Consider the following 23,175-nt stretch of genomic DNA (forward strand, 5'->3'; position numbering starts at 1 on the left):
CCCATGGACCGACTCGTCTTCCTCCTCGCCACCGGGCTCGCCCGGGGGCTCGTCATCGCGCTCTTCGCGCTGTCCCTCGTGATCGTCTGGCGCGCCGCCCGCCTCGTGAACTTCGCCCAGGCCGCCGTCGCCACCGTCGCCGTCTTCGCCGCGTTCGCCGTCACCGGCGCGACGGGGTCCTTCTGGGCGGGGCTGGCCGCCGCGCTCCTCGCCGGGGCCGCGCTGAACGCGGCGGTGGAGCGCGGCCTGATGCGGCGCGTGCCGCAGGGCAGCCCGCTGCCCGGGATGATCGTCGCGATCGGGCTCGTCATGGTGCTGCAGTCGGCGCTCGGGATCGCCTTCGGCCCCCGGCACCGGCCGATGGCCGCGCCGTTCGACGAGCGCCCGTTCGTCGTGGGCGGCGTCCCCCTGCTCTCGCCGTACGACCTGTTCGTGCTGACCGTGGCGCTGGCGGTGGTCGGGCTGCTGGCGTGGCTGTTCAACGGCACGTCGCTGGGCCTGCAGCTGCGGGCGTCGGCAGCGGCGCCCGAGGTCTCCCGGCTGCTGGGCGTGCGCGTGCCGCGCATGGTCACCCTCGGCTGGGCGCTGTCGGGCGCGGTCGCGGCCCTCGCGGCCCTGCTGCTCGTGCCCACCGAGCTCGGCCTCAACGCCCACTCCGCCGACCTGCTCTTCGTCCACGCGTTCACCGTCGCCGTCCTGGGCGGGCTCGACTCGCCGACCGGGGCCCTGGTCGGCGGGGTCCTGGTGGGGGTGCTCGTCAGCCTCGTCACCGGGTACCTCGGTGCCGGCGTCGCCCCGCTCGCCGTCCTCGCCCTGCTCACGCTGGTGCTGCTGGTGCGGCCCGGCGGGATCTTCGCGACCGCCCAGGTGCGTGCCGCATGACCGCCACGAGACCCGCCGAGACCGAGGAGGCCGCCGTGCGCGACGCACGCCGCACCGTCCCGCGCCCCGCCCCTGAGGCTCCCCGGAGACTCACCCGCACCCAGCGGATCCTGGTGCGTGCGGCCGTGCTGACCCTGCTGGCGGTCGCCGTCACGTTCCTGCTCGACCCGTACCGCAACTACCAGCTCGCCGTCGTCGCCGCGACCTTCTGCGCGACGGCGGGCCTCACGCTCCTCGTGGGACTCACCGGCCAGCTCTCCCTCGGTCACGCCGTGCTCATGGCGGCGGGCGGCTACGGCTACGCCCTCACCGTGAACGCGGTCGCCGGCGCCGGTCTCGACGGCGACGGCACGGCCGGCGCGGCGCGCGTCGTCCTGGGGCTGGTCGGCGCGCTGCTCGCGTCGGGCGCGGTGGGCGGGTTGCTCGGCCTGGCCGGCGCGCGCCTGCGCGGGCCCTACCTGGCCGGGCTGACGCTGGCCATGGTCGTCGCGCTGCCCGCCCTCACGGCGCAGGTGCCGGCGCTCGGCGGCGACCAGGGCCTGGCGGTCCCGTTCGAGGGCGTGCCCGAGGTGCTGTCCCGCCTCGTCGTCGTGGAGCAGTGGCACGCCTGGGTGGCGATCGTCGTGGCCGCGCTCGCCGTCACGCCGCTGGCCGTGCTGCGCTCCGGCCACGCGGGCCTGCGCATGCGGGCGGTGCACGGCGACGAGACCGCGGCCCGGCTCTCCGGAGTGTCGCCCGCGCGCGTCAAGGTGGGCGCGTTCGTCGCGAGCTCGCTCGCCGCCGGGCTCGGCGGCGCCGTCCTGTGCCTCGTCACGCAGTCGGTCGGCCCCGGTCGCTACGACCTCGCGTTCTCGCTGCTGCTCGTCGTGGCCGCGGTCGTGGGCGGGCTCGGCAGCCTCGGCGGTGCGGCCGCCGGCGCCGCGCTCGTCGTGCTGCTGCCGTGGCTCGTCGACACCGTCACCGGCGCCGTCGGCGTCCCCGCGGACCTCGAGCAGCGGCTGTCCGGCAACCTCGCCGTGCTGGTCTTCGGCGCCCTGCTGATCGTCGTGACGCTGGCCTGGCCGGGCGGCCTCGCCCGCGCCGCGGCCCGCCGCCGACCCCACGTCCTCCCCTCGCGACGTCGCGGCCGCACCGATGCGCCCGCGACCCTGCCACAACCCACAGAGAGGTGACCCCCATGCGGAATCCCCGCACCGCCACCGCCGGTACCACCGCCGGCGTCGCCGCGGCGTCCGTCGTCGCGTGCCTGGCCCTCGCCGGCTGCAGCACGCCGGCCGCCGCGGCCCCCGGCATCAGCGACGACACCGTCACGGTCGGCACGCACCAGCCGCTGACGGGCCCGGCCGCCGCCGGGTACGCGTCGATCTCGGCGGCCACGAAGGCCTACTTCGAGTACGTCAACGACCACGGCGGCGTCCACGGCCGCTCGATCGAGTACGTGGTCAAGGACGACGGCTACAACCCCGCGAACACCCAGACCGTGGTCCGTGAGCTCGTGCAGGAGGACCAGGTGTTCGCCCTGCTCGGCGGGCTCGGCACGCCGACGCACGCGTCCGTGCTCGACTACCTCGACCAGAACGACGTGCCCGACCTCTTCGTCGCCTCCGGCAGCACCCTGTGGGACGACCCCGAGGGGCACCCGAACACGTTCGGCTTCAACGCCGACTACGTGGTCGAGGGTGCCGCGCTCGCGCAGTACACCGCCGACGAGCACGCCGGCAGCAAGGTCTGCGTCTTCGGGCAGGACGACGACTTCGGCGAGGAGTTCCTCGAGGGTGTGGAGCTCGCCCTCGGCGCGGACGGCGTCACCGCCCACGAGTCGTACTCGACGTCGAACCAGGACGTCACCGCGCAGATCGGCGCCCTGCAGGCCGCCGGGTGCGAGAGCGTCCTGCTCGCGACGGTCAACGGCTTCACGGCGCTCGCGGTCGGCACGGCCGCGAAGATGGGCTGGAGCCCGCGCTGGCTGGCGTCGTCGTCGGGCGGCGACTACCCCACGCTCGTCGAGCTGCTGGGCGAGGACGTGGCGCCCGCCCTGCTGCAGGGCTTCGTCAGCGCGAACTACCTGCCCTTCGGCCCGGACGGCGAGTGGGTCGAGCTGTTCCGGCAGATCAACGACGAGTACAACGACGGCGCGCGGTTCGACGGCAACACCGTGTACGGCATGAGCGTCGGCTACCTGTTCGCCGAGGCGCTGGCCCGCGCGGGCGAGGAGCCCACGCGCGAGGGCCTGGTCGAGGCCGTCGAGTCGGGCGGGCTCGAGGGCAACGGCATCCTGCCGCTCATGTTCGGTCCGGAGGACCACTCCGCGTTCGACGGCGTCGGCATCACGACCGTGGCCGACGGCGTGCAGGACTACGTCGGCGCGACCTACGCCGTCGGGAGCGGGAAGGTGACCGAGGTCGAGCCGCAGCCGGTGCCGCTGCGCAACGACGGGATCCCCGCCTCGTAGGTGTGGTGAGCGCGAGAACGGGGACTGTTCGTCGACGAACAGTCCCCGTCTCGCGCTCACCACCTGTCAGGGGACGGGGGCGAAGCGGCCGGGCAGCTCGCGCTTGAGGATCTTGCCGCTGGGGCCGAGGGGGAGCTCGTCCACCACGTGCACGACGCGCGGGTACTTGAACGCGGCCACGCGGTCGCGGACCCAGGCGGCGAGGGCGTCGGCGTCGACGGCACTGCCGTCCGCCGGCACGACGGCCGCGTGGATCTCCTGCCCGTGCACCGGGTCGGCGACGCCGAAGACGGCGGCCATCGCGACGTCGGGGTGCGACACCAGCGTCGCCTCCACCTCGGTGGGATACACGTTGTACCCGTTGCGGATGATCATGTCCTTCTTGCGGTCGACGATCGTGAGGATCCCGTCGGCGTCGAGGGTGCCGAGGTCGCCGGTGCGGAACCAGCCGTCGACGACGGCCGCGGCGTCCGCGTCCGGCCGGCCCAGGTAGCCCTTGAGCAGGTTGTGCCCGCGCACCACGACCTCGCCGAGCGCGCCCGGCTCGGGCAGCAGGTGCACCTCGTGGTCGATGACGGCGTCAGCGATCGCCACGTCCACGCCCCACATCGGCCGGCCCACCGTGCCGGGCCGGATCGGCTCGAAGACGGTGTTGAACGAGACGCTCGGCGAGGTCTCCGTGAGGCCGTACCCCTCGTGCACCTCGGCGCCGTACGCGGCGGCGAACTCCTCGAGCACGCTCACCGGCAGCGCCGCGCCGCCCGAGACGGCGTACCGCAGCGGCGGGCGGGCGTCGCTGCGGCGGGCCGCCTCCAGCATCCCGACGAACATCGTCGGCACGGCCGTGAACACCGTGGCCCGGTGCGCCACGAGCAGCTCGAGCGCCTGGTCCGGGTCGAACCGGGGCAGCAGCACCACCGACGCCCCGACGCGGAACGCGCAGTTCATCACCGCCATCTGGCCGAACGCGTGGAACAGCGGGAGCCCGCCGAAGACGACGTCGTCGTGCCGCAGGTCGAAGGAGTCGATGAGCGAGCAGTGCACCTGCTCCACGGCGGCGAGGTGCGAGCCGACGGCTCCCTTGGGCAGCCCGGTCGTCCCGCTCGTGTAGAGGATCGTCGCGGCCGACGTCGGGTGCACCGCCGTGTGCCGCTCGACCGGGGTCGCCGCGGCCGCCTCGTCCTCGAGCCGGGGGAGGGCGGGCCCGCCCTGCTCCGTGGCCGGGGCGAGCACGGTGACGAGGGGGACCCCCGCGCGCTCGGCGGCGGGCACCGCCTCCGCGAGCAGCGGCGCGGCCGCGACCACCAGGTCGGCCCGGCTGTCGCGCAGCACGAACTCGATCTCGCCCGACCGGAACAGCAGGTGGATCGGGACGACGACGGCGCCGAGCGCGAGCGCGGCGTAGTACACGCGCGCGAAGTCGGGCACGTTGGGCACCACCATGGCGACCCGGGAACCGCGGGTGATCCCGCGCGCCGCGAGAGCGCCCGCGTAGGCGCGCGTCTGGTCCCAGAGGTCGCCGTACGTGGTCGTGGTGCCGGCGAAGTGCAGCGCGGGGTAGTCGGGGTGCCGCCGGGCCGTCTCCGCGAGCAGCGACGCCGCGGAGAGCGTGCCGAAGCCGGGGCCCTCGACGGCGTCGTCGGGGCGGGGCGGTCCGGGCGGCGCCGCGCTCGCCGGCTCCGCGCCGGGGGGAGGGTTAGGGGTCATGTCCGGTCCTTTCGTCGTCGTTGATCGTGGGACGGAGGTCGTTCAGGTCTCGGGCGGTTCAGGGCCGCAGCTCGGCCCGACCGAGGGAGCCGAGGTGCACCTCGTCGGGGCCGTCGGCGAGCCGCAGGGCGCGGGCCGCGGCGAACATCTCGGCGAGCGGCTGGTCGCCGGACAGCCCGGCGGCGCCGAAGAGCTGCATCGCGCGGTCGAGGACCGCCTGGACCGCGCGCGGCACGGCGATCTTGATGGCCTGGATCTCGCGCATGGCCTGCCGGTTGCCGACGGTGTCCATGAGCCAGGCGGTCTTGAGCACGAGCAGGCGCAGCGCCTCGATCTCCACCCGAGAGGTGGCGACCCACTCCCGGACCACCCCCTGCTCGGCGAGCGGGCGGCCGAACGTGGAGCGCTCGCGCGCCCGTTGCCCGGCGAGCGCCAGCGCCCGCTCGGCCATGCCGAGGGCGCGCATGCAGTGGTGGATGCGGCCGGGCCCGAGGCGTGCCTGCGCCATCGCGAACCCGTCGCCCTCGCCGCCCAGCAGGTTCGCGGCGGGCACACGGACGTCGTCGAAGGCGATCTCGGCGTGGCCGCCGTGGTCGCGGTCGTCGTAGCCGAACACGGTCAGGGGCCGCACGATCCGCACGCCGGGCGCGTCGCGCGGCACGAGCACCATCGACTGCTGCCGGTGCCGGGGCGCGTCCGGGTCCGTCTTGCCCATGACGACGAGCAGCGCGGCGCCCGGGTTCATCGCGCCCGTGGACCACCACTTGCGGCCGCTGACCACGAGCTCGTCGCCGTCGCGGCGGATGCGGGTGCCGATCTGCGACGCGTCGCTCGAGGCCACCCCCGGCTCGGTCATGCAGAAGGCCGACCGGAGGCGTGCGTCGAGCAGCGGGTCGAGCCACTCGCGCTGCTGGTCGGGCGTGCCGAAGTGGGCGAGCAGCTCCATGTTGCCGGTGTCGGGCGCGGCGCAGTTGAACGCGGCCGGGGCCAGCCGGGGGCTCCAGCCGGTGAGCTCGGCGAGGGGCGCGTACTGCAGGTTCGTGAGACCCGCGCCGCGTTCCCCCGCGGGCCCGTCCCCGGGAAGGAACAGGTTCCACAGGCCCTGCTCGCGCGCGGCGGCCCGCAGCTCACGCACCACCGGCGGCGGCGACCAGTCGTCCGGGGCGGCCGCGAGCTGCGCGTCGAGCACCGGTTCCGCGGGCAGCACCCGCTCGTCGAGGAACGCGCGGACCCGGTCGGTGAGCTCGGCGGTGCGGGCGTCGGGGGCGAAGTCCATGTCAGGCCCTCCTCGCCGGCGTGGCCGGTGCGGGCGCCGGTGTCGTGGGCGCGTGCGCCAGCCCGTCCAGGGCCAGCGGGTCCACGAGGGCGCCGATCTGGTCGAAGCCCTCGCCGACGGTCTCGCCCGCCCGGTAGCGGTAGTGGATGCCCTCGAGGATCACCGCGAGCTTGTACGCGGCGAACGCGCGGTACCAGGACAGGTCCGGCGGCGCGGTGCCCGACCGCGCGGCGTAGGCGTCGACGAGCGCGGCGAACTCCGGGTAGCCGGCGCCGGGGACGACGGCGCTCAGCGCGCCGTCGTCCGACCCTCCGTCGTCCGACCCTCCGTCGGACCCGTCGCGCGCGGTGAGGCCGCGGATGTCCCAGTACAGGCCGAGCATGCCCAGGTCGACGAGGGGATCGCCGAGCGTGGCCATCTCCCAGTCGAGGACGGCGGCGACGCGGGGGGCGTCGGGCGGCCCGGCGACGATCGCGTTGTCGAGGCGGTAGTCGCCGTGCACGATGCCGGCCCGCCCGCCGGAGTCGGGGACGCTCGCCGCGAGCCGGTCCTGCAGGGCGTCCAGCCGGGGCTGGGGGCGGCTGCGGGAGGCGTCGTACTGGCGCCGCCAGGTGGCGAGCTGCCGGCCGAGGTAGCCGTCGGGCCTGCCGAAGTCCGCGAGCCCGACGGCGGCCGGGTCCACGGCGTGCAGGTCGGCGAGCACCTCGGCGAGCTCGAGCCCGAGCGCGTGCAGGCCGCCCGCCGTGAACGCGGAGTTCTGCCCCGGCCGGGACAGCACCGTGCCGGCCACGTGCTCCATGACGAAGAAGACCGTGCCGGTGACCTCACCCCGGGCGGTGTCGTCCACGACGTCCACGGTGCGCGGCACCGGGACGGGGCCGTCCGCGAGCGCGGTGACGACCCGGTGCTCGCGGCGCATGTCGTGCGCGGTGGACAGCACGTGCCCCAGCGGCGGGCGCCGCACGACGAGCGGCAGGCGGGCCCCGTCGACCCGGTACGTGAGGTTGCTGCGGCCGCCGGCGATCACGCTCGCGGTGAGCTCTCCGCCGGCGAGCTCGGTGTGCTCCCGCTCCAGCCACGCCCGCAGCCCTGCGGTGTCCAGTCCGGGCACGTCGGTCATCGATGACCACCTTCCGTCGACCCGGATCGTCCCGGGGCTCGAGCGAGCATACCGCGCAGTCGGTATGTGGTGCGACCAGGTCGTCCCGGGTGCGCGCGGGGGCTGTTCCGGTCGGTCGCCGGTCAGTCCTGGAGCATGGCGACCGCCCGCCGGACGCCGTCCGGCACGGGCACCGGCCGCCGGGACGGCTCGTCGACGAACACGTGCGTGAACCGGCCGACGGCGATCGGTTCGTCGCCGCCGGCCCGGAGCACGTGCAGGTCCCACGTGAGGCTGGTGCGCCCCAGGCGCTCCACGCCGATCCCGACCTCCAGCTCCTCGGGGTACGACGCCGGGGCGCGGAACTCGCACGACGACGCGACGCACAGGCCGATCACGTCGCCGCGCGGGTCCAGCCCGCCGTGGGCGATCATCCACGCGTTCACGGCGGTGTCCATCGCGGCGTAGTAGACGGTGTTGTTGACGTGGCCGTACTGGTCGTTGTCGTTCCACCGCAGCGGGAACGGGTGGCGGGCGCGGGGCATCGGTGCTCCTGAGGTCGCAGGGGACAGGTTCGGCGGGAGGGTCAGGCGGGGGTCGACGGCACCCGCAGCAGGTGCCGGAACGCGACGGCGGCGCGGCCCGCCTCGGGCGTCTCGCCCGTGATGAGGTCGGCATAGGTGAACGACTCGGAGACCCGGACCAGCAGGTAGGCGAGCGACGCCGGGTCGATGCCGCTCCCGCCCCCGCCGTCGCCGTCGAACGGCGAGTCGCCGAGATGGGTGCGCACCAGCCACTCGCAGGTCGCGAGGAAACGGTGCTGGATGGGGCTGGCCTTGGTGGTGAGCAGCCGCAGGGCGCGCGCGGGCTCGCGGGCGAGGAAGTCCCGGAAGTAGGGGGCGGCGATGAGGTCGCCCGCGAAGTGCGTGAGGAGGTCGGCGACCCGCTCCGCCCCGCGCTCGGACGCCGTCGCGCGGTCGGCCTGGACCAGCGTCGGGACGGCGAGGGACCACAGCACCTCGGTGAGCAGCGCGTCGCGGTTGCCGACCCACCGGAACACGGACGTCCGGTCGACGCCGAGGCTCGTGGACAGGGGGCCCATGTCGAGGCGCCGGCCCGCGACGAACGTCTCGCGCGCGAGGTCGAACGCGCGCCGTGCGTCGGCGTGGGCGCCGGGCGCCAGGCGCAGGGACAGCGGCGTGGGCGCGGCCTCGAGGCCGACGGTCGCGATCGGCGCGCCGTCGTGCCCGTCGTCGTGACCGTCGTCGTGAATGGCGGTCGGGGTGCTCGTGGCGCTGTCCGGCATGACCGCAGCCTAGTGTCGCGGCTCGGGATTCGTGCAACATCTTGGAAAATGATGCACGGGGGTGCACACTGGCCACGTTCGACGACGATCGGAGCAACGATGACGTTCACCTCCCCGGTCCCCACGACCGCCGGCACGACCACCGGCACCCCCACCGGCCCGACCACCGGCCCCGCGGTGCTCGACGCCGACTTCTACGGCTTCCAGGACCTGCTCACCCCCCGGGAGCAGGAGGCGGTCCTCGCCGTGCGCGAGTTCATGGAGCGCGAGGTGCGGCCCCTCGCGGACGACTACTGGGAGCGCGCGGAGTGCCCCGTCCACCTCTTCAAGCCGTTCGCCGAGCTGGGCACGGTGGGGGCGGCGTGGCCCGAGTGCGCGCCGTTCGAGAGCTCGGCCGTGTTCCGCGGCTGGATCGGCATGGAGCTCGCCCGGGTGGACTCCTCGTTCTGCACCTTCATCGGCGTGTCCTCCGGGCTCGCGATGAGCGCGATCGGCCTCGGCGGCTCGCCCGAGCAGCGCGCGCAGTGGCTGCCCCCGATGGCGAGCGGCGACGTCATCGGCGCCTTCGGCCTCACCGAGCCGCTCTCCGGCTCCGACACGGCCAAGGGGCTGCGCACCACCGCCACCCGCCACGGCGACACCTGGACGCTGCACGGCGCCAAGCGCTGGATCGGCAACGCGACCTTCGCCGACGTCGTCGTGGTCTGGGCCAAGGACACCGCCGACGACCAGGTCAAGGGCTTCCTCGTCCGGAAGGGGACGCCGGGCTTCACCGCCACCAAGATCGAGCGCAAGCAGTCGCTGCGCATCGTGCAGAACGCGGACATCGTGCTCGACGGCGTCGAGGTCGCCGAGGCCGACCGGCTGCAGCGCATCGACCGCTTCCGCGACGTCGCGCAGGTGCTGCGCGTGACCCGCGACGGCGTGTCCTGGCAGGCGCTCGGCACCATGGTCGGCGCCTACGAGGCGGCCGTGGCCTACACGAGGCAGCGCGAGCAGTTCGGCCACCCGATCGCCAGCTACCAGCTGATCCAGGACAAGCTCGCCACGGCGTACGCGAACGTCACCGCGAGCTTCGCCATGTGCGTGCGCGTGGCCCAGCTGCAGGACGCCGGGACCCAGCGCGACGCGCACGCCGCGATGGCCAAGTCCTTCGTCACCACCCGCATGCGCGAGACCGTCGCGCTGTGCCGCGAGGCCTGCGGCGGCAACGGCATCACCCTCGACACCGGCGTCGCGCGGTACTTCGCCGACGCGGAGGCCGTGTACACGTTCGAGGGCACCCGGGACATGAACAACCTCATCGTGGGCCGCGAGATCACCGGCCACGCGGCGTTCGTCTGAGCGGCCCGCCCGCCCCCTCGCACCACCGAGCCGCACCGACCGCACCGACCCCAAGGAGACACGACATGACCGAGGCGTACATCGTCGCCACCGCGCGCTCGCCGATCGGCCGCGCGCACAAGGGCTCGCTCAAGGACGTCCGCGCCGACGACCTCGCCGCGCGGATGGTGGCCGCGGCCGTCGAGCAGGTGCCCGGGCTCGACCCGGCGCGCATCGACGACCTGCTGCTGGGCTGCGGGCTGCCCGGCGGCCGGCAGGGGATGAACATGGCCCGCGTCGTGGCCGTGCTGAACGGCTGGGACTCGGTGCCCGGCACCACCGTGACCCGCTACTGCTCCTCCAGCCTGCAGACCACGCGCATGGCGTTCCACGCCATCAGGGCGGGGGAGGGCGACGTCTTCGTGTCCGCGGGCGTCGAGTCCGTGAGCGGCATGGCCGTCGGGTCGAGCGACGAGATCCCCGGCGTCGACCTCACCAACCCCCGCTTCGCCGGCGCGCTGGAGCGCACGGCGAAGCGCGCCGTCGGCGGCGCCGGGACCTGGACCGACCCGCGCGCCGACGGGGCCCTGCCGGACGCGTACGTCGCGATGGGGCAGACGGCGGAGAACGTCGCGGACCTGCGCGGCATCTCGCGCCGCGACCAGGACGAGTTCGCGGCGCGCAGCCAGCAGCGCGCCGAGGCGGCGATCGCCGACGGCTTCTGGGCGCGGGACATCACGCCCGTCACGCTCGACGACGGCACGGTGGTGTCCGCGGACGACGGCCCGCGCCCGGGCACGACGGTCGAGAGGCTCGCGACCCTCGACCCGGTGTTCCGCCCCGACGGCACGGTCACCGCGGGCAACGCGTGCCCGCTCAACGACGGCGCCGCGGCCGTCGTCGTGGTCTCCGGCCGCGTCGTCGACGAGCTCGGCCTGACGCCGCTGGCGCGCATCGTGTCGACCGGTGTCACGGGCCTGTCGCCCGAGATCATGGGCCTGGGGCCGGTCGGGGCGAGCCGCCAGGCGCTCGCCCGCGCGGGCCTCGGGATCGACGACATGGACCTCGTCGAGATCAACGAGGCGTTCGCCGCGCAGGTCATCGCGTCGGCCCTCGAGCTGGGCATCGAGGACGAGCGGCTCAACGTCCACGGCGGCGCCATCGCCGTCGGGCACCCGTTCGGCATGACCGGCGCCCGCATCACGTCGACGCTCATCAACGGGCTCGAGGTGTCGGGCGGCCGCTACGGGCTGGAGACCATGTGCGTCGGCGGCGGGCAGGGCATGGCGATGGTGCTGGAGCGGGTCGGGTAGCGCTCAGAGCCACTCGCCGTCGCGCATGAGGGTGCGGCCGGCCAGCTCGTCCACCTCGCGCCAGGCCTGGACGCGCCGCGGGAGCAGCACGAGGTAGACGTCGTGCTCGCCGCCCGGGCGCGGGTCCCAGTCCGCCTGCGCGGCGTAGCCCTCGGCGAGCTCCGGCGGCGCCTCCGCGACCCGCACCGAGCGCTCGAGGACGGCGTCGATCATGACGACGTCGCGCGTCGCTCCGAGCGAGAGGCGCGCGGTGCCGGTGGCGAGCAGGTTGCGGCCCGTCCGCGACGTCGCCTCGAGCGCGAGGACGACCCGGTCGTCGACCCACGCCAGGGAGAGCGGGATCAGGTAGGGCACGGGCGTGCCGTCGGGGGACACCGAGGCGGTGGCGACCCACACGTCCCGCGCCGGGGTCCGGAGGATCGCCAGGGTGTCGGCCCGGCGCTGGTCGCGCGGGCGGGGACCGGGGGCGACCTGCGGGTTCGTCGTCATGGCAGCATCCTGCCCGACCGGCGCCCGTTCATGGCGTAGTGGACGTGCACGAGGATCAGTGACAGGCGCTCGTTCCCGTCGTGCAGCGGGTGCAGCCGGTTGGCCGAGTCCATGCGTGCCCTCGGCCTCTGGCACACGGGGTCCAGGAGGTCGAGGTCGCGCACGAGCCGGGCGTTGCGGTCGACGACGGCGAGGGCGTCGGTCAGGGTGACGTGCCTCGTCACGCGAGTCGTTCCAGAGCCTCGCCCCAGGAGTCCATGGCGTCGGTGATGTAGGCCTGGATGTTCTCGTCGCCCGCCTCGTCGAGATGCCGTTCGAGCGCCTCGCCCCGGGTCATGTGCTGCGCCTCCGCGCGCGCCCTGAGTCGGTCGCGCACCGCGGTCGGCACCTTGATCGTCGTCATCTCCACCGGCGTGGTCATACCGTGAGGATGACCCCGCGCGTCCTGCCCGACCGCTCTGGCCGGGCAGGACAGGTGCTCACACCTCGGGGACGTACAGCGCCAGCGTCTGCGCGACGAGCGCCGGCTTGTCGACCCCCTCGATCTCGACGGTGACGGTCGAGGCCAGCCGCACGCCCTGGGCGACGGTCTCGGCGCCGGTGAGCTCCGTCGTCGCGCGGACGCGCGAGCCGACGGGCACGGGATGCAGGAAGCGCACCTTGTCCAGGCCGTAGTTCATCGCCATCGCGACGCCGCCCACCTCGACCAGCGACGACGCCAGCCGGGGCAGCAGCGACAGGGTGAGGAACCCGTGCGCGATCGTCGTGCCGAACGGGCCGTCGGCGGCGCGCCACGGGTCGACGTGGATCCACTGGAGGTCCTCGGTGGCGTCCGCGAACGCGTCGATGCGCTCCTGCGCGATCGTGAACCACTCGCCCGTGGCCCGCTGCCCGACGGCGTCGGCCAGCGCGGCGGGGGAGGAGACCTGGATGGCCGCGGTCACGCCTTCGGCCCGCCGGCGACGTAGAGCACCTGGCCCGAGACGAACGACGCCTCCTCGGAGCAGAAGAACGCCACGGCGGCGGCGATGTCCTCCGGCCGGCCCACGCGGCCGACCGGCACGTCCTTGGCCGCCGCGGCGTGGAACTCCTCGGGCGTCATGCCGATGCGCTCGGCGGTCTCGGCGATCATGTCGGTGGCGATGACGCCGGGCGCCACGGCGTTGGCGGTGACGCCGAACTTGCCCAGCTCGATCGCGAGCGTCTTGGTGAACCCCTGCATGCCCGCCTTGGCGGCGGAGTAGTTCGCCTGGCCGCGGTTGCCGAGCGCGGACGTGCTGGACAGGTTGACGACGCGGCCCCAGCCCGCGGCGACCATGTGCGCCTGCACGGCCCGCGTCGCGACGAACGCGCCGCGCAGGTGCACGCGCAGCACGGCGTCCCAGTCGTCCTCGGACATCTTGAACAGCAGGTTGTCGCGCAGGATCCCGGCGTTGTTCACCAGGATCGTCGGCGCGCCGAGATCGTCCGTCACGCGCGCGACGGCGGCCTCGACGGCCGCGGCGTCGGCGACGTCCACGCCGAGGCCGATGGCGCGCCCGCCGCCGGCGACGATGTCGGCGGCGGTCGCGGCGGCCTGCTCCTCCAGGAGGTCGAGGACGGCGACGGCGTGGCCGTCGGCGGCCAGGCGGCGGGCGGTCGCGGCCCCGATGCCGCGGGCGGCCCCGGTGACGACGGCGACGCGCGGGGTGGCGCGCGAGGTGGAGTCGGCGGTGGCGGTCATGCGGTGATCCTCTCGTCGAAGGTGATGAGCTGGCGCAGCTCGGCGCCGGCGGCGAGCCGGTCCAGGGCGGCCGGCAGGTCCTCGAGCCCGATGCGGGCCGAGACGAGTGATTCGAGCGGCAGGCGGCCCGCCCGCCAGAGGTCGACGTACCGCGGGACGTCGCGGCTCGGCACGGACGACCCGAGGTAGGAGCCCACGACCGTGCGGGCCTCGGCCGTCAGGGTCAGCGGCGCGACGGACGCGCGGGCGTCGGGGCCGGGCAGCCCGGCCGTCACGGTGGTGCCGCCGGGCGCGGTGAGCGCCAGCGCGGTCTCGAACGCGCGCGCCGACCCGGCGGCCTCGACGACGACGGGCGCCCGTGCGCCGTCGTCGAGAGCCATGGCAGGCGTGGCGGCCGCGGCGCCGAAGCCGCGCGCCAGCTCGAGCTTGGCGGGCACCGGGTCGACGCCGAGCACCTCGTGCCCCAGGGCGAGCGCGACGAGCAGCGCGGCCATCCCCACCCCGCCGAGCCCGACGACGGCCACGCGGTCGCCGGGAGCCGGGCGGCCGGCGTTGATCACGGCGCCGCCGCCGGTGAGGACCGCGCAGCCCAGCAGGGCGGCGACGTCGGCGGGCACGTCGTCGTCCACCGGGACCACGGAGGTGCGGTGCACGACGGCGTGGGTGGCGAAGGCGCTGACGCCCAGGTGGTGGTGGACGGGGGCGGAGCCGCGGCGCAGCCGCACCGCGCCGCCCACCAGGGTGCCGGCGGCGTTGGCGGCGCTGCCGACCGTGCAGGGCAGCCGGCCGTCGGTGGCGCAGGCGGCGCAGCTCCCGCACCGCGGCAGGAACGTCAGGACGACGCGGCGGCCCGGGGCGACGTCCTCGACGCCCTCGCCGACCGCCTCCACGATCCCGGCGGCCTCGTGGCCGAGGAGCATGGGGACGGGGCGCTCGCGGCTGCCGTCCACGACGCTCAGGTCGGAGTGGCACAGCCCCGCGGCCTCGATGCGGACCAGGAGCTCGCCCGGCCCGGGCGGGTCGAGGTCGAGCGTGCTGGTGCGCAGCGCTCCGGAGGAGGCGTACGGCGGGGGTGCTCCGGTGCGGTCCAGCACGGCGCCCACGATCTGCACGGTCGACCTCCTCGTCGATGAGGGCCCCAGTCTGCTCCCGGGCGCCCGTCCTCCCGACATACCGACTACGCGGTATGTCGGGAGCAGCGTACACGAGCGGGGAGTCCGTGCGGCCGACCTGCGCGGTTGACAGCGGCCGCCGCCGCGACGTCTACTGGCAGTGTTCGAACAGATGTTCGAACATGGTGATCGCGGTCGTGCCGTCGTCGGGCGGTCGTTTGCTGGTCGTCGCTGGTCGTGGTCCGCCGGGCATCGCCCGGCGCAGCTCGGGGGGAGGTCGCGTGACGGTCGTCGCCCCGCCGCGTACCGCGGCCCAGCCGCTGTCCGACCGCCCGGTCGACCGGGCCGCCGTCGCGCGGGCCGCGCTGCGGGCGGCGGAGCAGCGCACCTCTCCCCGCGCCGCCCCCCGCACCGGCGAGCGCCTCGGCGGCGGCCGCGCGACGGTGCCGGGCGGCCGCCTGCTGCCGGTGCACCCGGGGTTGTCGGCCCTCCTGCCCGACGGCGGGCTGGCCGCGGGCACGGTGCTCGCCGTCCGCGGCTCGACGACGCTCCTGCTCGCGCTGCTGGCCGAGGCGTCGCGGTCCGGGGCGTGGGTCGCGCTCGTCGGGGCGCCGGGCGTCGGGATGCTGGCCGCCGCGGACGCCGGGGTCGCGCTCGGGCGGACCGTGCTCGTCCCCGCCCCGGGCCAGGACGCGCCGGCGGCCCTCGCCGCGCTGCTCGACGGGATGGACGTGGTGGTCGTCGGCCCGGGCGCCGCCCTGCTCGACTCCGACCGGCGCCGCCTGGCCGCGCGCGCCCGGGAGCGGGGCGCGGTGCTGGTGGCGCAGGCGGCGTGGCCCGGCGCGCACGTCACCCTCGACGCGCGGGGCGGCACCTGGTCCGGCGTCGACCACGGGGCGGGCTGGCTGCGCCGCCGCACCCTGCGCGTGCGGCGCACCGGTCGCGGGGCCGCCGCCCGGCCCGTCGAGGTCGAGGTGGACGTGCCGCTGCGGGTGGAGCGCGTGGTCGGCGGCCCCGACGCGGTGGGCACGGCACCGGGCGCCGGCGTGCTCGCCGGTGCGCACGACCCCGCAGCGCCGGCTCGGCTGCGGGTGGCGTGATGGCGGGCGGGAAGGCCTCGTCCGGGGCGGCCCCGGCCGGGGCGACCTCGCGGACGGCCGTGCTGTGGGTCCCGGACTGGCCGGTGGTGGCGGCGCTGGCGGGCGCCGGCCTGGACGCGCACGTCCCCGCGGCGGTGCTCGGCGCCCGGTCGGGCGGCGGGGCGGGTGCGGGGCACACCGTCGTGGCCGTCTCCGCCGTCGCCCGCGCCCAGGGGGTGCGGCGCGGGATGCGGCGTCGGCAGGCGCAGGAGCGGTGCCCCGAGGTGGCGCTGCTGGCGGCCGACGACGCCCGCGACGCGCGGGAGTTCGAGCCGGTGGCGCTCACGGCCGAGACGGTGGTGGCGGGCCTGGAGGTGGCCCGCCCGGGGCTGCTCCTGCTGCCGGCGGGCGGGGCGGCGCGCTACCACGGCTCCGAGCTCGCGCTGGCGCAGGCCCTGGTGGGCGCCGTCGCCGCGCGCACCGGGCACGAGAGCCAGGTGGGCGTCGCCGACGGGCTGCTCGCGGCGGTGCTCGCCGCCCGCGAGGACGCCGTCGTGCCCCCGGGAGGGTCCGCGGCGTTCCTCTCGGACCGCCCGGTGGGGGAGCTGGTGCACGCCGTCTGCGACCCGGCCGGGGTGGCCGCCGTCCGGGAGGCGGCCGGGCTGTGGTGGCGGCTCGGCCTGCGCACCCTCGGCGACCTGGCGGCCCTGCCCGCCGCGAGCGTGCAGGCGCGGTTCGGCGACCTCGGCGCCTGGGCGCAGCGGCTGGCCCGCGGCGACGACCTGCGCCCGCCGGCGCGGCGTCGCATCGAGGAGGACCTGGCCGTCGCGGAGGAGCTCGACCCGCCCGCGCTGCGGGTCGACGTCGCGACCTTCGCCGCGCGCCGCCTGGCCACCGCGCTGCACGACCTGCTCGCCGTGCGCGGGCTGGCCTGCGGGCGGCTGCGGATCACCGCGCGCACGGCGGGCGTCGACCTCGGCGGGGACGACGTCGGCGGAGCCGTGGGCGGGGACGGCGAGGGCGCCGTGCTGGAGCGCGTGTGGCGCACGGACGACGCCGCGGCCGGCGGGATGAGCGCGGCGCGGATCACGGACCGCGTGCGGTGGCAGCTCGAGGGCTGGTTGACCGCGGCGTCCACCCGGCGCGGGGGTGAGGCCGACCCGATCGTCGCGCCGATCGCGCACCTGGCGCTGGCGGCGGAGGACGTCGTCCCGGCGACCACCCACCAGCCGGGCCTGTGGGGCGCGGACGCGGGCGAGGGGGAACGTGCCCGGCGGGCGCTCGGGCGGGTGCAGGGCCTGCTCGGCGGGCACGCCGTGCTCACGGTGGAGCTGCAGGGCGGCCGCGGGCCCCGCGACCGGGTGCGGCTCGTGCCCTTCGGCACGGAGGGGGGCGCGGGTCGCGACCCCGGGCTGCCCTGGCCGGGCGCCCTGCCCAGCCCCGCGCCCGCCGGGCTGCCGGACGACCCGGTGCCCGCTCGGGTGCTCGACGCCGCGGGGCACGACGTCGTCGTGGACGCCCGGCTCGCGATGAGCGGCGAGCCCGCCGCCGTCGCGTGCGGGGACACGGGCGGGAGCAGGGGGCCGGTCGCGGTGACGGGATGGGCGGGTCCCTGGCCGCTCGCCGAGCGCTGGTGGTCCGGGGGCGGGGGCGCGCGCCGCGTCTACCTGCAGGCGGTGCTCGACGACGGGCGGGCGCTGCTGCTGGCGCAGACCGGCGGCGTGTGGCAGGTGGAGGCGTTCTATGACTGAGGCGGAGGTGCAGCGGAGGGTGGGGGCCGAGGGACGAGGTGCGCGCCAGGAGCGGAACCGCAGTCTCGGTCAGCAGAGGGCGACGACTGGGCGGACGACCGGCGGGTACGCCGAGCTGCACGCCCACTCGGCGTTCAGCTTCCTCGACGGCGCGTCCCACCCGGAGGAGCTGGCGGCCGAGGGCGCGCGCCTCGGGCTGGAGGCGCTGGCCCTGACCGACCACGACGGGCTGTACGGGGTGGTGCGCTTCGCGGAGGCCGCGCGGAAGGTGGGGCTGCCCACGGTCTTCGGGGCCGAGCTGCACCTGCCGGCTCCCGTGACCCCCGGCGCGGCGCTGGGCACGGCCGGGAGCCGGCCGGTGCTCGACCCGCCCACCGGCGTCCCCGACCCGCGCGCCACCCACCTGCTGGTGCTGGCGCGCGGCGACCAGGGCTACCGCAACCTGTCCCGCGCGATCGCGACCGCCCACCTGGACGCGGGGGTCAAGGGCAAGGCCCGGTACGACCTCGAGGGCCTCGGGGCCGAGGCCAGCGGCGAGTGGCTCGTGCTCACCGGGTGCCGCAAGGGGGCCGTCCGACGCGCGCTCACCGCCCCCGCGGGCGGCGTCGACGCGGCGCGGCGCGAGCTCGACCTGCTGGTCGCCACGTTCGGCCGCGACAACGTGGCCGTCGAGCTGACCGCGACCGGGGACCCGCGGGACGCCGACCTGCACGACGCGCTCGTCGGCCTGGCCCACGACGCGCGCCTGCCGGTCGTCGCGACCGCGAACGCGCACTACGCCCGCCCGCGCGACGCCGACCTGGCGGGCGCGCTCGCCGCCGTGCGGGCGCGCTCCTCGCTGGACGGCCTGGACGGCTGGCTGCCCGGTGCCCCGGTCGCACACCTGCGCTCGGCCGCCGAGATGCGGGCGCTGCACCGGCGCCACCCGCGGGCCGTCTCCACGGCGGCGGGGCTCGCGGCGGAGTGCGCCTTCGACCTGCGCCTGGTGGCGCCGGACCTGCCCCCCTACCCGGTGCCGGACGGGCACGACGAGGCCAGCTGGCTGCGCGAGCTGGTGCGGCGGGGCGCCACCGACCGGTACGGGCCGCGCCCCGCCCCCGGCGTCCCCGGCGACGAGCGCGCCTGGGCGCAGATCGACCACGAGCTGCGCGTCATCGAGGAGCTGACCTTCCCCGGGTACTTCCTCGTCGTCTACGACCTCGTGGAGTTCTGCCGCCGGGAGGGCATCCTGTGCCAGGGGCGCGGGAGCGCCGCCAACTCGGCGGTCTGCTACGCGCTCGGCATCACCGCGGTCGACGCCGTGAAGCACGGCCTGCTGTTCGAGCGCTTCCTCGCGCCCGAGCGCGACGGCCCGCCGGACATCGACATCGACATCGAGTCCGGGCGCCGCGAGGAGGTCATCCAGCACGTCTACGCGACGTTCGGGCGCACGCACGCGGCGCAGGTCGCGAACGTCATCTCCTACCGGCCGCGATCGGCCGTGCGCGACGCGGCCCGCGCGCTCGGCTACGACGTCGGGCAGCAGGACGCCTGGAGCAAGTCCATCGAGCGCTGGGGGTCGCTGCGCGGGCCGGACCCGGCCAGCCCGGCGGCCGACGCCGCGGCCGGGGCCGCGCGGGCGGCGGCGGGCGCACCGGAGAACCGGACGGCGGCCAAGGACGCGCGCGTGGCCGCGCTGTGGGGGCCGGCGGAGACGCTCCCGGACGGACAGCTCGAACAGAGAGGACAGAGAGGACAGGGAGGACAGAGAGGACAGGGAGGACAGGGCGGGGGCCGCGCCGACCGCCCGCACGCGGGTCACCAGCCGGGGCGCGGCCGCCGCGACTGGTCGCCGACGCTCGGCCACCGGCAGGGCCCCCGGCCCGACGGCGACGAGGGCCGCCGGCGGGTCGTGGACCCGCTCGCGACGGACGAGGGCGAGGTGCGCCGCGCCGACGACGCCCACGACGTCGTGCCCGCGCAGCGCCCCCCGTCGGCGCAGGAGGAGGGGCAGATCCCCGGCCCGGTGCTCGACCTGGCCGAGCGCATGCTGCGCCTGCCGCGCCACCTGGGTATCCACTCCGGCGGGATGGTCATGTGCGACCGCCCGGTGATCGAGGTCTGCCCCGTGGAGTGGGCGCGGATGGAGGGGCGCACGGTGCTGCAGTGGGACAAGGAGGACTGTGCGGACGCCGGGCTGGTGAAGTTCGACCTGCTGGGTCTGGGGATGCTCACCGCCATCCGGTACGCGTTCGACTCGATCGAGGCGCACACCGGCGAGCGGCTCACGCTGCACGGCCTGCCCGACGACGACCCGGCGGTCTACGACCTGCTGTGCGCCGCCGACACGGTCGGGGTGTTCCAGGTGGAGTCGCGCGCCCAGATGGCCACCCTGCCGCGCCTGCAGCCGCGGACGTTCTACGACATCGTCATCGAGGTCGCGCTCATCCGGCCCGGTCCCATCCAGGGCGGCTCCGTGCACCCGTACATCGAGCGGGCGCGGGGCAGGGAGAAGGTGACGTACCTGCACCCGCTGCTGGAGAGCTCCCTCGGCAAGACCAAGGGGGTGCCGCTGTTCCAGGAGCAGCTCATGCAGATGGCGATCGACGTGGCCGGCTTCACCCCTGCCGAGTCCGACCGGCTGCGCCGGGCGATGGGCTCCAAGCGGTCGGTCGAGCGGATGGAGGCCCTGCGCGGGCGCCTCATGGAGGGGATGCGGGCGAAGGGGGTGGACGACCCCGCCGTGCGCGAGGAGATCTACGACAAGCTCAAGGCGTTCGCCGACTTCGGGTTCCCCGAGTCGCACGCCTACTCGTTCGCCTACCTCGTGTACGCGAGCTCCTGGCTCAAGGTGCACCATCCCGCCGCGTTCTACGCCGGCCTCCTGGCCGCGCAGCCCATGGGGTTCTACTCGCCGCAGTCGCTGGCCGCCGACGCGCGCCGGCACGGGGTGCAGGTGCTGCGCCCGGACGTCAACGCCTCCCGCGCGCTGGCCTGCGTGGAGCGTTCGGCGGAAGGCGGGGACGACGGCTCCGCCCGCGAGAATGATTCGGTCGCTTCGCTCCCTCGGCTCTCGCGGGCGGAACCGCCGTCCCCGCCTTCCGAGCATGACGATTTCGGGCCGGCGCCCGACCCGGCGCTGGCCGTCCGGCTGGGGTTGTCGGCGGTGCGGAGCATCGGGGACGACCTGGCCGAGCAGATGGTCGCGGAGCGGGAGGAGCGGGGCCCGTTCCGCGACCTGCGCGACCTGGCCCGCCGGGTCGGGCTCAGCACCGCCCAGCTGGAGGCGCTCGCGACCGCCGGGGCCACGGAGGGCCTCGGCGCCGGACGTCGGGAGGCGCTGTGGGCGGCCGGGGCGCTCGGCCAGGAGGGGCCGGGCACGTTGCCGGGAGTGTCCGTGGGGGTCGACGCCCCGACACTGCCGGGCATGACCCCGGTCGAGACGGACGTCGCCGACGCCTGGGCCACGGGCATCACGCCCGGCTCGACGTCGCCGCTGGAGCACGTGCGTGACGGGCTGGAGCGGGCGGGGGTGCTCACCGTCGCCGGGGTGTGCGCCACGGAGCCCGGCCGGCGGGTGGCGGTGGGCGGCGTCGTGACGCACCGGCAGCGCCCGGGCACGGCGGGCGGCGTGACGTTCCTGTCGCTCGAGGACGAGACGGGGCTGCTCAACGTCATCTGCACGGCGGGGCTGTGGCGCCGCTTCCGGACCGTGGCGCGCGGCGCCCCCGCGATGGTGGTCCGGGGCCGGGTGGAGAGTGCCGACGGGGCGGTCAACCTGCTCGCGGAGCACCTCGCGCCGCTGCGGCTGCCCGTGGCGACCCGGTCGCGGGACTTCCGGTGACCACACGCCCCGCGGGCGGCGGGCCGGTCCGGTGCCTAGCCTGGCGGGCATGATCTCCGGGCTCCGGGTCGCTCCGGCCGGGGCGGACCGGTTCGACGACGTGGTGACGATGCTCAACCCGCGCGGCCGGCCGCAGGCGTGCTGGTGCCTGCACTGGCGCCAGCCGCGCGGGCTGCCCGCCGACGGGCGTCGCGACCACCTGCGCGACCTGACCGGCCGGACCCCGGCACCCGGGCTCCTCGCGCTCCTCCCCGACCCGGGACGTGGCGACGAGACGGTCGTGGGATGGGTGGGCCTCGCGCCGGTGTCCGCGTCGTCGTCGCTCCAGCACAGCCGGGTGCTGCCTCGCGTCGACCCCGCCGAGTGGCCGACGACGTGGGCCGTGATGTGCTTCGTCGTCCGGCCCGGGTACCGCCGCCGCGGCGTCGCCCGAGCCCTCCTGGCCGCGTCCGTGGACTACGCCCGCGACCACGGGGCGCACGCCGTCCAGGGGTTCCCGGTGGAGCCCGAGCCGGGGCGCCGCGTCCCGGTCGGCGCGGCGTTCGTGGGCACGGTGGGCCTGTTCGAGTCCGTGGGCTTCGACCGGGTCGGCGACACGTCCGCGACGAGCGGCCGCCTGCCGCGGTGGGTCATGCGCCGGGAGCTGCTCCCTTGACCGACCGGGTCGTGGACGGCCCGGCTCAGCCCGTCCTGTCCGCGGCGTCCTCCTCGCGGGGGCTCGTGGCGCGGCGTCGGGCCCGCCGGCCGCGGGCGACCTCGGTCTCGAGGGCGTCGAGCGGCTGGGCGAACGGGTCGCCGAAGCGCGCCAGCCACAGGCGCACGACGTCGAGCCCGGCGTCGTCGACGGCGTAGAGACGGCGCGCGCCCTCGGCCCGGACGGTGACGAGACGCGCGTCCCGCAGCACCCGCAGGTGCTGCGAGACGGCCGGCTGCGAGATGCGGGTCTCCGCGCGCAGGGCGTCGACGAGCGCGCCCGCGGGTCGCTCGCCGCCGGCGAGCAGCTCGAGCAGGCGCCGCCGCACGGGGTCGCCCAGAGCCTCGAACGGACCCCGCGGCAGGGCTTCGACGGGGCCGCGCGGCGCGGGCCGTGCGACCCCCAGGGCCTCGGGGGCTGCCCCCGCCGACGCCGCGGCGCGCGGCATCAGGCCTCCGGCACCGTGGTGTAGAAGGCGACCGTGCGCTCGGCCGCCGCGCGGGCGGCGTCCGGGTCGTCCCCGTCGGCGATCGCGGCGTCGGCCCAGCCCGCGGCGGCGAGCCGGGAGAACGCGACGCCCTCGGGCGAGAGCGACCAGGCCTCCGCGGCCTTCGGGTCGATCGCGCCGGTCGGGTCCGCGACGTGCAGCCCCAGCCCGACGAGGCCGAGGTCCCAGCCGACGCCGGTGGCGCCCGGGCCGTACTGGTCCCAGAGCTCCTGGGGGACGACGGCCTCGTGCACGAGCTCGAGGACGGTGCTGTCGCCGTCGTCCGTCAGGGCGACGGTCAGCCACGAGACGGAGCCGCCGAACTCCCAGGTGACGGCGAAGCTCGCGGGGGCGTCGCAGCGCTCGACGATGCCTCCGGCGTTCCCCTCGAGCTGGTAGCGCCCGCCGACGGTCAGGTCGCCGCTGACGGGGAGGAACCAGCGGGGGATGCGTGCGGCGGAGGTGACGGCGTCCCACAGGTCGTCACGGTCCGTGGCGTAGGCGCGGCGGGCGACGGCGATCTTCGTGGGCGTGCCGTCCCGCTCGCCGGTGCGGATCTCCCGCGCCACGAGCCCCGCGGTGGCGACCGGGTCGATGGTGATGGTCATGGCGACTCCTTGATATAAGCGGACACTTATATATAACCATGTGCCGCCGCC

Annotated in this window: 22 protein-coding genes; 9 read left to right on the top strand and 13 right to left on the bottom strand. The window is 76.1% G+C overall.

Annotation, left to right across the window (positions count from 1 at the left end; translation table 11 throughout):
• Window positions 1-3: 3 nt before the first annotated feature.
• From ACFQ8E_RS17280 to ACFQ8E_RS17290, 3 genes are read left to right on the top strand one after another with little or no spacing between them, the layout of a single operon-like run.
• A complete protein-coding gene (locus tag ACFQ8E_RS17280) occupies window positions 4-882 on the top strand; it encodes a branched-chain amino acid ABC transporter permease (protein ID WP_430551800.1) in 879 nt (292 codons plus the stop codon).
• A complete protein-coding gene (locus ACFQ8E_RS17285; RefSeq protein WP_430551801.1) occupies window positions 879-2,054 on the top strand; it encodes a branched-chain amino acid ABC transporter permease in 1,176 nt (391 codons plus the stop codon). The genes ACFQ8E_RS17280 and ACFQ8E_RS17285 overlap by 4 nt, the downstream gene beginning before the upstream one ends.
• 5 nt (window positions 2,055-2,059) lie before the next feature.
• Window positions 2,060-3,334, top strand: a complete 1,275-nt coding sequence (locus ACFQ8E_RS17290) for an ABC transporter substrate-binding protein (RefSeq protein ID WP_430551802.1) — start codon at window positions 2,060-2,062, stop codon at window positions 3,332-3,334.
• 66 nt (window positions 3,335-3,400) lie between these two features.
• Here ACFQ8E_RS17290 and ACFQ8E_RS17295 read toward each other — a convergent pair whose 3' ends face one another.
• From ACFQ8E_RS17295 to ACFQ8E_RS17315, 5 genes are all read right to left on the bottom strand, one after another.
• Window positions 3,401-5,041: an AMP-binding protein gene (locus ACFQ8E_RS17295; RefSeq protein ID WP_430551803.1), complete on the bottom strand. Its 1,641-nt coding sequence runs from the start codon at window positions 5,039-5,041 to the stop codon at window positions 3,401-3,403.
• A 58-nt stretch (window positions 5,042-5,099) separates the two neighbouring features.
• Complete coding sequence (locus ACFQ8E_RS17300; RefSeq protein WP_430551804.1) at window positions 5,100-6,317, bottom strand: acyl-CoA dehydrogenase family protein; 1,218 nt, start codon at window positions 6,315-6,317, stop codon at window positions 5,100-5,102.
• Between the two features lies 1 nt (window position 6,318).
• Window positions 6,319-7,437: a phosphotransferase family protein gene (locus ACFQ8E_RS17305; RefSeq protein ID WP_430551805.1), complete on the bottom strand. Its 1,119-nt coding sequence runs from the start codon at window positions 7,435-7,437 to the stop codon at window positions 6,319-6,321.
• 122 nt (window positions 7,438-7,559) lie between these two features.
• Entirely contained in the window at window positions 7,560-7,961 is a 402-nt protein-coding gene (locus tag ACFQ8E_RS17310; protein ID WP_430551806.1) for an acyl-CoA thioesterase, read from the bottom strand.
• Between the two features lie 41 nt (window positions 7,962-8,002).
• Window positions 8,003-8,722 carry a QsdR family transcriptional regulator gene (locus ACFQ8E_RS17315; protein WP_430551807.1) on the bottom strand — a complete coding sequence of 240 codons (720 nt, stop codon included), beginning with the start codon at window positions 8,720-8,722 and terminating at the stop codon, window positions 8,003-8,005.
• A 99-nt stretch (window positions 8,723-8,821) separates the two neighbouring features.
• On the opposite strand from ACFQ8E_RS17315, the gene ACFQ8E_RS17320 reads away from it, so the two are divergent.
• Together ACFQ8E_RS17320 and ACFQ8E_RS17325 are read left to right on the top strand one after the other, a co-directional pair.
• Entirely contained in the window at window positions 8,822-10,066 is a 1,245-nt protein-coding gene (locus tag ACFQ8E_RS17320; protein WP_430551808.1) for an acyl-CoA dehydrogenase family protein, read from the top strand.
• Window positions 10,067-10,131: 65 nt separating this feature from the next.
• Window positions 10,132-11,358 carry an acetyl-CoA C-acetyltransferase gene (locus ACFQ8E_RS17325; protein ID WP_430551809.1) on the top strand — a complete coding sequence of 409 codons (1,227 nt, stop codon included), beginning with the start codon at window positions 10,132-10,134 and terminating at the stop codon, window positions 11,356-11,358.
• 3 nt (window positions 11,359-11,361) lie between these two features.
• Here the strand turns inward: ACFQ8E_RS17325 and ACFQ8E_RS17330 are convergent, their stop codons facing one another.
• Genes ACFQ8E_RS17330 through ACFQ8E_RS17355 form a run of 6 tightly spaced genes read right to left on the bottom strand, consistent with a single transcriptional unit; the run spans window position 11,362 to window position 14,682 of the window.
• Window positions 11,362-11,847, bottom strand: coding sequence for a pyridoxamine 5'-phosphate oxidase family protein (locus tag ACFQ8E_RS17330; RefSeq protein WP_430551810.1), 486 nt, complete (start codon window positions 11,845-11,847; stop codon window positions 11,362-11,364).
• Window positions 11,844-12,071, bottom strand: a complete 228-nt coding sequence (locus ACFQ8E_RS17335) for a hypothetical protein (protein WP_430551811.1) — start codon at window positions 12,069-12,071, stop codon at window positions 11,844-11,846. Before ACFQ8E_RS17335 ends, ACFQ8E_RS17330 begins: the two co-directional genes overlap by 4 nt.
• A complete protein-coding gene (locus ACFQ8E_RS17340) occupies window positions 12,068-12,268 on the bottom strand; it encodes a hypothetical protein (protein ID WP_430551812.1) in 201 nt (66 codons plus the stop codon). The genes ACFQ8E_RS17335 and ACFQ8E_RS17340 overlap by 4 nt, the downstream gene beginning before the upstream one ends.
• Window positions 12,269-12,326: 58 nt before the next feature.
• Window positions 12,327-12,791 carry a MaoC family dehydratase gene (locus tag ACFQ8E_RS17345; RefSeq protein ID WP_430551813.1) on the bottom strand — a complete coding sequence of 155 codons (465 nt, stop codon included), beginning with the start codon at window positions 12,789-12,791 and terminating at the stop codon, window positions 12,327-12,329.
• A complete protein-coding gene (fabG, locus tag ACFQ8E_RS17350) occupies window positions 12,788-13,570 on the bottom strand; it encodes a 3-oxoacyl-ACP reductase FabG (protein ID WP_430551814.1) in 783 nt (260 codons plus the stop codon). The genes ACFQ8E_RS17345 and fabG overlap by 4 nt, the downstream gene beginning before the upstream one ends.
• The gene (locus ACFQ8E_RS17355; RefSeq protein ID WP_430551815.1) at window positions 13,567-14,682 is read right to left on the bottom strand and encodes an alcohol dehydrogenase catalytic domain-containing protein; all 1,116 of its coding nucleotides are present in this window, start codon (window positions 14,680-14,682) and stop codon (window positions 13,567-13,569) included. Before ACFQ8E_RS17355 ends, fabG begins: the two co-directional genes overlap by 4 nt.
• Window positions 14,683-14,963: 281 nt before the next feature.
• Here ACFQ8E_RS17355 and ACFQ8E_RS17360 point away from each other — a divergent pair, with 281 nt between their 5' ends.
• Genes ACFQ8E_RS17360 through ACFQ8E_RS17375 form a run of 4 tightly spaced genes read left to right on the top strand, consistent with a single transcriptional unit; the run spans window position 14,964 to window position 21,990 of the window.
• Entirely contained in the window at window positions 14,964-15,782 is an 819-nt protein-coding gene (locus tag ACFQ8E_RS17360; RefSeq protein ID WP_430551816.1) for a hypothetical protein, read from the top strand.
• Window positions 15,782-17,512 (top strand): DNA polymerase Y family protein, encoded by a 1,731-nt coding sequence (locus ACFQ8E_RS17365; protein ID WP_430551817.1) that lies wholly within the window; start codon window positions 15,782-15,784, stop codon window positions 17,510-17,512. Before ACFQ8E_RS17360 ends, ACFQ8E_RS17365 begins: the two co-directional genes overlap by 1 nt.
• Window positions 17,505-21,335, top strand: a complete 3,831-nt coding sequence (locus ACFQ8E_RS17370) for an error-prone DNA polymerase (RefSeq protein WP_430551818.1) — start codon at window positions 17,505-17,507, stop codon at window positions 21,333-21,335. Before ACFQ8E_RS17365 ends, ACFQ8E_RS17370 begins: the two co-directional genes overlap by 8 nt.
• A 49-nt stretch (window positions 21,336-21,384) precedes the next feature.
• Window positions 21,385-21,990, top strand: coding sequence for a GNAT family N-acetyltransferase (locus tag ACFQ8E_RS17375; RefSeq protein WP_430551819.1), 606 nt, complete (start codon window positions 21,385-21,387; stop codon window positions 21,988-21,990).
• Window positions 21,991-22,015: 25 nt separating this feature from the next.
• Here the strand turns inward: ACFQ8E_RS17375 and ACFQ8E_RS17380 are convergent, their stop codons facing one another.
• Together ACFQ8E_RS17380 and ACFQ8E_RS17385 are read right to left on the bottom strand one after the other, a co-directional pair.
• Window positions 22,016-22,477, bottom strand: coding sequence for an ArsR/SmtB family transcription factor (locus ACFQ8E_RS17380; protein ID WP_430551820.1), 462 nt, complete (start codon window positions 22,475-22,477; stop codon window positions 22,016-22,018).
• Window positions 22,477-23,124 (bottom strand): SRPBCC family protein, encoded by a 648-nt coding sequence (locus ACFQ8E_RS17385; protein ID WP_430551821.1) that lies wholly within the window; start codon window positions 23,122-23,124, stop codon window positions 22,477-22,479. Before ACFQ8E_RS17385 ends, ACFQ8E_RS17380 begins: the two co-directional genes overlap by 1 nt.
• Window positions 23,125-23,175: the final 51 nt, after the last annotated feature.

The sequence above is a fragment of the Isoptericola sp. NPDC056573 genome, from assembly GCF_042793335.1.
In the GTDB taxonomy this organism is placed as follows: domain Bacteria; phylum Actinomycetota; class Actinomycetes; order Actinomycetales; family Cellulomonadaceae; genus Isoptericola.

Bases quoted from the DNA above. Each gene is read 5' to 3' on its own strand.
- ACFQ8E_RS17280 (WP_430551800.1), top strand. From the start codon at position 4: ATGGACCGACTCGTCTTCCTCCTCGCCACCGGGCTCGCCCGGGGGCTC.
- ACFQ8E_RS17285 (WP_430551801.1), top strand. From the start codon at position 879: ATGACCGCCACGAGACCCGCCGAGACCGAGGAGGCCGCCGTGCGCGAC.
- ACFQ8E_RS17290 (WP_430551802.1), top strand. From the start codon at position 2,060: ATGCGGAATCCCCGCACCGCCACCGCCGGTACCACCGCCGGCGTCGCC.
- ACFQ8E_RS17295 (WP_430551803.1), bottom strand. From the start codon at position 5,041: ATGACCCCTAACCCTCCCCCCGGCGCGGAGCCGGCGAGCGCGGCGCCG.
- ACFQ8E_RS17300 (WP_430551804.1), bottom strand. From the start codon at position 6,317: ATGGACTTCGCCCCCGACGCCCGCACCGCCGAGCTCACCGACCGGGTC.
- ACFQ8E_RS17305 (WP_430551805.1), bottom strand. From the start codon at position 7,437: ATGACCGACGTGCCCGGACTGGACACCGCAGGGCTGCGGGCGTGGCTG.
- ACFQ8E_RS17310 (WP_430551806.1), bottom strand. From the start codon at position 7,961: ATGCCCCGCGCCCGCCACCCGTTCCCGCTGCGGTGGAACGACAACGAC.
- ACFQ8E_RS17315 (WP_430551807.1), bottom strand. From the start codon at position 8,722: ATGCCGGACAGCGCCACGAGCACCCCGACCGCCATTCACGACGACGGT.
- ACFQ8E_RS17320 (WP_430551808.1), top strand. From the start codon at position 8,822: ATGACGTTCACCTCCCCGGTCCCCACGACCGCCGGCACGACCACCGGC.
- ACFQ8E_RS17325 (WP_430551809.1), top strand. From the start codon at position 10,132: ATGACCGAGGCGTACATCGTCGCCACCGCGCGCTCGCCGATCGGCCGC.
- ACFQ8E_RS17330 (WP_430551810.1), bottom strand. From the start codon at position 11,847: ATGACGACGAACCCGCAGGTCGCCCCCGGTCCCCGCCCGCGCGACCAG.
- ACFQ8E_RS17340 (WP_430551812.1), bottom strand. From the start codon at position 12,268: ATGACCACGCCGGTGGAGATGACGACGATCAAGGTGCCGACCGCGGTG.
- fabG (WP_430551814.1), bottom strand. From the start codon at position 13,570: ATGACCGCCACCGCCGACTCCACCTCGCGCGCCACCCCGCGCGTCGCC.
- ACFQ8E_RS17365 (WP_430551817.1), top strand. From the start codon at position 15,782: ATGGCGGGCGGGAAGGCCTCGTCCGGGGCGGCCCCGGCCGGGGCGACC.
- ACFQ8E_RS17370 (WP_430551818.1), top strand. From the start codon at position 17,505: ATGACTGAGGCGGAGGTGCAGCGGAGGGTGGGGGCCGAGGGACGAGGT.
- ACFQ8E_RS17375 (WP_430551819.1), top strand. From the start codon at position 21,385: ATGATCTCCGGGCTCCGGGTCGCTCCGGCCGGGGCGGACCGGTTCGAC.
- ACFQ8E_RS17380 (WP_430551820.1), bottom strand. From the start codon at position 22,477: ATGCCGCGCGCCGCGGCGTCGGCGGGGGCAGCCCCCGAGGCCCTGGGG.
- ACFQ8E_RS17385 (WP_430551821.1), bottom strand. From the start codon at position 23,124: ATGACCATCACCATCGACCCGGTCGCCACCGCGGGGCTCGTGGCGCGG.